Raw genomic sequence first — 6,098 nt, forward strand, 5'->3', positions numbered from 1 at the left:
AACAGGGACCGGGCAGGACATGGCCGGCAATCGCCGCCCGCTTCGCCCGCCTCGCCTATGGCGGCTATCTCACGATCGAGGACCCGGACGTGGCGGCACGCCAGTTCCTTGGCCTCGTCAATGCCGAACTGCAGACCACGTTCATGCTTGGCGGCTCGCCGCGCGAGGACGAGGTGCTGCAATCTGCGACCAATGGCGTGCGTACCTTCCTGCGCGCCTTCGGCAAGCGCCGCTCCGCGGCATCGTCCGAAAAGCAAAGCGCGCTCGCCAGCGCCTGAGCGATCAAATCGCTGGCAATAGTCTTCGCTTCCGCGCGAGGGTGATCTATATGCGGTTTACGCCGCGCTCAAGCTTGATTACAGCTATGCGGACGATTCAACGGAACCCGACCGCCACATGGCCGACGACCACATCCGCTACGACATTCTGGCCCAGGAGGCGTTGCGCGGCGTCATGCGCAAGGTCCTGGCCGAGGTCGCGCGCACCGGCCTCCCCGGCAACCACCACTTCTTCATCACCTTCCTGACCGGCGCGCCGGGCGTACGCGTGTCTTCGCGGCTGCGCGAGCGCTATCCCGAGCAGATGACCATCGTCATTCAGTTCCAGTATTGGGACCTGAAGGTGACCGATACCGGCTTCGAGGTTGGCCTGTCCTTCTCCGATGTGCCGGAAAAACTCGAAATCCCGTTCTCGGCCGTGCGCGGCTTCTACGATCCCTCGGTCAATTTCGAACTCGAATTCGACGTCAAGACGGATGGTGCGGCAGCCGATGAACCGGCTGCGCCAACTCCGGAGCCGTTGACCATCGTCTCCGAGAAAAAGCCGAAGGCCGAGAAGAAGGCCGCCGCGGAGGCGGAGAAGAAGCCCGCGGCCGCGGACGCCGCCACCAAGGGCGCCGAAGTGGTCTCGCTCGACGCCTTCCGCAAGAAATAGGCCGGCGACTTACGCCGTGGCCGAAATCGTCAATCTCCGCCAGGCCCGCAAGCAAAAGGCGCGGGACGAAAAGCTGCGCGCCGCCGAACAGAACCGCGCGCTGCACGGCCGCTCCAAGGCCGAAAAGGAACGCGACCGCGTCGCCGCCGACAAGAGCGAAAAATTCGTTGCCGGGCATCGTCGTGAAAAGCCCGGCGACCCCGGCCGTCAATGAGCCCGGTCGAAAAGCGTTCGGTGACCATTCGCGGCCACCGCACCAGCTACTCGCTTGAAAAGCCCTTCTATGACGACCTCGTCGCGATCGCGGCGACCAGGGAGCTGACGCTCGCTGCTCTTGTCGCCGAAGTCGACGAGACGCGGCCCCGCGACACCAACCTGTCCTCGGCGTTGAGGCTCCATGTGCTGGAGTGGGCGAAGCGAGGAGAGAGCATCTAAAGGCTTTCGACCGCGTCGTCCTTTTTCCTGCGTCTGGTGCCAAAGCCAAGCAAGGTCGAACGCTCGCGCTCCTCGGCCTGTTTCCTGGACCGCACGCGCATCAGATCCTTCCAGCCGACATAGCCGACCAGCAACGAGCCTTCGCGAGTGACGACGGGCAGATGGGAGACGTTGGCCATCAGCAGCTTGTCGGAGAGGCCTTCGAGATATTCGTCCGGATAGGCCAGCGTCACCTTGCTGCCGGCCAGCAACGCGCCAAGCGTGGTGGTGCGGTGCGTGCCGGCGCGTCTCCAGCGCAAGATCGCCGGCGGATCGATGAGGCCCAGCACCTGACCGTTCTCGTCGACCACCGGGAAACTCGGATGCCGTGTTTCCGGCGCCGTCAGGAACGCTGCTGCGCCATGCAGCGTCATCGTCGCCGGCACGCTTTCGACCTGCGACGTCATCACCTCGCGCACCCTGGTCAGGGCGAAAGGGTCGACACGGTATTCGCGAACCAGATGGTGTCCCCTTCTGGCGATCTTTTCGGTCAGGATCGAACGCTTCATCAGAAGCACGGTCACGGCATGCGCCGCGGCGCAGGCGGCAATCAGCGGCACCAGCATATGTGTGTTGCCGGTCAGTTCGACGGCGAAGAACGTGGCGGTCAGCGGCGCGCGCATCGTGCCGCCCATGGTGGCGGCCATTGCCAGCAGCGCCCAGAAACCCGGATCCGCGGCAGGCAGAACGCCGGCGAGCACAGCGCCCATAGCCCCGCCCATGATCAACAGCGGCGCCAGCACACCTCCCGACGTTCCCGAGCCGAGCGCTACCGACCAGATGATCGCCTTGACCACCAGCAGCAGGTGTGCCGCCGTCGCGACGGTGCGGCCATCCAGCATGTCGGTGATGTTGTCATAGCCGACACCGAGCGCGTGCGGTTCGATCAGCCCGCCTATGCCGACCACCAGGCCGCCAAGCATCGGCCACCACATCCAGTGGATCGGCAGCTTCTGAAAACCGTCCTCGCAGGCATAGACCATCTGCGTCAGCAGTCCCGACAGAAGTCCTGCACAAACGCCGATCGCCACCCAGCCGGCAAGGCCGACAAAAGACACCTCCATGCCGCCCTGAAACGGAAAGATCGGCCCGGGCAGATGCAGCATGGTGCGCTCGACCTCGGCGATAACAGCCGCGACCGCCACCGGAATGAAGCTGCGCGGGGTCCATTCGAATAGCAGCAGTTCGACCGCCAGCATGATGGCGGCGATCGGTGTTCCGAACACCGTGGTCATGCCCGCTGCCGCACCAGCCACCAGCAGGGTCTTGCGCTCGTTGTCGCTGACCGGCAGCATCTGCGCGATCAGCGAGCCGATCGCGCCGCCTGTCATGATGATCGGTCCTTCCGCGCCGAACGGTCCGCCGGAACCGATCGAGATCGCCGACGACAGCGGCTTCAGGATCGCCACCTTGGCGTCGAGTTTCGAGCGCCCGAGCAGGATCGCCTCGATGGCTTCGGGAATGCCGTGGCCGCGGATCTTCTCGCTGCCATAGCGCGCCATCAGGCCGATGATCAGCGCACCGATCACCGGAACGAGGACGGCGGCAAGCCCAAGCGGCGTGTTCTCGAGCTTCAGGTCGGCAAGCGAGAACTGGCCGAAATAGGCAATGTTGGTGGCAAGCCGGATCAGCTTCAAAAGCGCGATGCCGGCAAACAACCCGGCTGTCGCCACCACCACGGCAATGGCGGCGACGAGCAGAACCCTGGGATCCGTGGTGAAATCGCGCAGGTGCTCCGGGTTCGAATGATGGGTCTTCATGGCAGTTGCTTCCTGGCGGCGGCCGTATGTCTGGGGTGCGGCACGGTCGAAGCGGCCAGCCGGGTTTGTCGGTGGCTATGTATCGTAACACGATATAAATATTCAAGCCGGTTTCGCCCGAAATCCGTTTGAGCTTTCGCCGGAAAACGAACACATGTCTGATATGTCGCAGCCACGAGAACAACGTCCCGCCATCAGCCAGGCCGATTACCAGCGGCTGTCGGAGTTTCGCTACCTGATCCGCCGGTTCCTCGAATTCAGCCAGGTCCAGGCGGAAGACGCCGGCCTGACCCCGCGCCAGCATCAGGCGCTGCTGGCGATCAAGGGATTCCCCGGCGGCGGCCCGGTGACGGTTGGCGATCTCGCGGAACGCCTGCGCATTCGCCACCACAGCGCCGTCGAACTGGTCAACCGTCTCGGCGAGGCAGGGCTGGTCACAAGGGATCAGGACAAGGACGACCATCGCCGCGTGCTGCTGCAACTGACCGAGCGCGCCGACGATTGCCTGGCCGAGCTGTCGGCGGCGCATCTCGACGAACTGTCACGCATCGAACCGATGCTGCGGCGGCTGCTCGATCGAGACCGTGGGTAGTCGACTACTACTGCAGCGACTTCAGCAGATTGTCGATCGTGAACGGATTGGCCTTCGGCTTGGCCGGCGGCGGATTGTCGTTGGCCTGCGGCAGCGGCGCCCGCTCCACCTTCGGAGACTGCGCGGCCTTGCGTTCGGCTTCGAGCCTTGCCTTTTCCTGCGAGGCAATACGCATCGCCTCTTCCGCCTTCTGCCGCTCCTGCTCGGCCTGCGCCTTGGCGGCCTCGTCGGCGGCCTGCTTTTCGGCAGCCGCCTTCGCTTCGGCATCGGCCTTGGCTTTGGCATCTGCGTCCGCCTTGGCTTTCGCCTCCGCGTCGGCCTGAGCCTTTGCGTCCGCCTCAGCCTGAGCCTGTGCATCCGCTTCGGCCTTGGCCTTGGCGTCAGCTTCGGCTTTGAGCCGCGCTGCTTCCTCCTGCCGGCGCAATTCCTCGGCCGCCTTGTCGCGAGCATCCTGCCGCGCAGCGTAATAGCGCACTTCGCGCCGCAGCCGCTGCTTCTCGAGCAGCGCGGCCTGCATCGCCTCGACGCGCTGCTGCTCCTTCTCCAGCGCGCGCTGGGTCAGGAACTGCGCCAGCGGCTCACTGTCGAATGCTCGTTTGACCGCGCCGAACGGCCCTTCGGCGGTGAAATTCACAACCGGCTCGGAGCCGACCAGCGCCTCGTCGCCAGGCCGATAGGTGATCGCACCCTTGGCCGACACCGTGGCCGCGTTGAGATCCGCCGTGATGTCGGCGGACAAGGTCGCCGCTGGATTTTCCAGGCTGACCGGCGGCGCCCGCAGCGTGCCGCCGGCAACCGTGAAGGCTATGTCGGTATCGCCAGCGGCAAAGCTGCCATCAGCGGCAATCTCGGGCGCGAAGCCGGCGGTCTTGGCCGCATCGATGTCGCGCCCGATCGCATCCGCCTTGGCGAGGAACGCACTGAACGCATCTGGATTGAGGCCAGCAACTTTCACGCCCTTCAACGCCGCAGTTCCGGAGCCTGACAAGGCAGCCACCATCCCTTCGACCGATTTGCCGCTGCTTGACAGCGCCGTCGAGAAATCGCCGATGCCGCTGATGCCGGCATCCGGCAGCACGGTCGCCAGATCGGCGCCCGCCAGTTTCATCTGGCCAGAGAACAGTCCGGTGCCGTTGTTGTTCTTCAACTCGAATAGGCCGGTCAGCGCCCCGCCCAGCAACTTCGCCTTGAGATCCGAAACGCGGATGCCTTCCTGGTCGAGCTTGAGCGAAAAGGCGGCGTCATAGGCGGTGGCGAACCGGCCGGCGGCCAGTGCTGCCGTCGTCAGGTCGAGGTCGGCGGTGAATGGCAGGCTGGATTTCTGGCTGAACGGTGTCGCCGGCCACACGCCACCCTTGCCTGCCCGGTCTTTGGCTGCGCCCTCCTTGTCGGCTAGAAAGGCGGAGTCGCCGAACAGCGCCACCGCCAGGGGATCGAGGTCGAGTTCGTCGAGCGCCAGCGCCCCGGCCAGATGTGGCACGCCGTCCTTTACATCGATATTGACGTCGCCGGACACCGCCGCTTCGTTGATGGCGCCGCTGAGTTCGTCCAGCACCAGCAGGCCGTTGCCGTAGTCGCCCTGCGCGGCGAGCGACGTCGACATGCCCGCCCCCATGCCTGGCAGGCCGATGCCCGACGTCATCAGCCACGGCTCGATGTCGGCGGCATCGAGGCTGAGCTTGCCCTTGGCGGCGAGGCCTTGCGGCGTGTCGGCGATCGTTCCCTCGAAACCGGCCTTGAAGTCATTGCCGGCAAGGCTGAAATTCGTCGCCAGGCCGCCGCCAAACGTGCCCTTGGCCTGAATATCGGTGTTTGCCTCGCCCAGCATGCCGAGCGGCAGCGCCGGCAGGCCATAGAGCGCCAGCAGCGCGGTGGCATCAGGGTTCTTGGCGTTGAAGGTCAGCGCCACCGGCGCTTCGAGAAGCTTGTCCACCACGCCCTTCCCCGACAGCGACGCCGAAAAGGCCGAGCCGCCGGCCTTGCCTTGCCCGCTTACCGCCAGGCCCGTGGTGCCGTCGCCATTGTCGGCTGCACTCGCCACCAGGTCGATGCGCGCATCCTGGAACAGCTCGGGATAGGCAGCAGCACGGCTCGACAGTCCCCTGAGCACGGCACTGTCGGGATAGTGCTGGGCGGCGACATCGATCAGCGGCTTCAGATCGACGGCAACCACCGACGCATCGAGCTTGCCGGTCGGGCTCGCGGGGAAATCCTTGATCCGGCCGGTGGCGCTGATCGAGGCGCCGGCCAGCCCGCCCACCGAAAGCCGGTCGATTTCGAGCAGCCCGTCGCGCAGCCTGAGCGCCGTGTCGACCGTGTCGGCGGTCAACGCCGGTGGG

At 65.4% G+C, this 6,098-nt stretch carries 7 protein-coding genes; 5 read left to right on the forward strand and 2 right to left on the reverse strand.

Translation table 11 applies throughout. From position 1 onward, the window contains the following. The 4 genes from EOA22_RS21755 to EOA22_RS21770 form a co-directional block, all read left to right on the forward strand. Positions 1-278, forward strand: a 278-nt coding sequence (locus EOA22_RS21755) for a TetR/AcrR family transcriptional regulator C-terminal domain-containing protein (RefSeq protein WP_206521311.1), incomplete at its 5' end; no start/stop codon positions are given. Between the two features lie 118 nt (positions 279-396). Then, the gene (locus EOA22_RS21760) at positions 397-933 is read left to right on the forward strand and encodes an SspB family protein (RefSeq protein ID WP_013531016.1); all 537 of its coding nucleotides are present in this window, start codon (positions 397-399) and stop codon (positions 931-933) included. A gap of 16 nt (positions 934-949) precedes the next feature. Next, positions 950-1,147, forward strand: a complete 198-nt coding sequence (locus EOA22_RS21765; protein ID WP_024501426.1) for a DUF4169 family protein — start codon at positions 950-952, stop codon at positions 1,145-1,147. Continuing rightward, a complete protein-coding gene (locus EOA22_RS21770) occupies positions 1,144-1,368 on the forward strand; it encodes a ribbon-helix-helix domain-containing protein (protein ID WP_013531014.1) in 225 nt (74 codons plus the stop codon). Before EOA22_RS21765 ends, EOA22_RS21770 begins: the two co-directional genes overlap by 4 nt. On the opposite strand, the gene EOA22_RS21775 is transcribed toward EOA22_RS21770, so the two are convergent. Continuing rightward, positions 1,365-3,167, reverse strand: a complete 1,803-nt coding sequence (locus tag EOA22_RS21775; protein WP_127390211.1) for a chloride channel protein — start codon at positions 3,165-3,167, stop codon at positions 1,365-1,367. The genes EOA22_RS21770 and EOA22_RS21775 overlap by 4 nt on opposite strands. Before the next feature lie 154 nt (positions 3,168-3,321). On the opposite strand from EOA22_RS21775, the gene EOA22_RS21780 reads away from it, so the two are divergent. Continuing rightward, positions 3,322-3,759 (forward strand): helix-turn-helix domain-containing protein, encoded by a 438-nt coding sequence (locus EOA22_RS21780; RefSeq protein ID WP_013531012.1) that lies wholly within the window; start codon positions 3,322-3,324, stop codon positions 3,757-3,759. 7 nt (positions 3,760-3,766) lie between these two features. Here EOA22_RS21780 and EOA22_RS21785 read toward each other — a convergent pair. Further along, on the reverse strand, positions 3,767-6,098 hold a 2,332-nt coding region (locus tag EOA22_RS21785; protein ID WP_281040774.1), incomplete at its 5' end, for an AsmA-like C-terminal region-containing protein.

Source organism: Mesorhizobium sp. M7A.F.Ca.US.014.04.1.1 (assembly GCF_003998745.1).
GTDB classification, from domain to species: domain Bacteria; phylum Pseudomonadota; class Alphaproteobacteria; order Rhizobiales; family Rhizobiaceae; genus Mesorhizobium; species Mesorhizobium ciceri.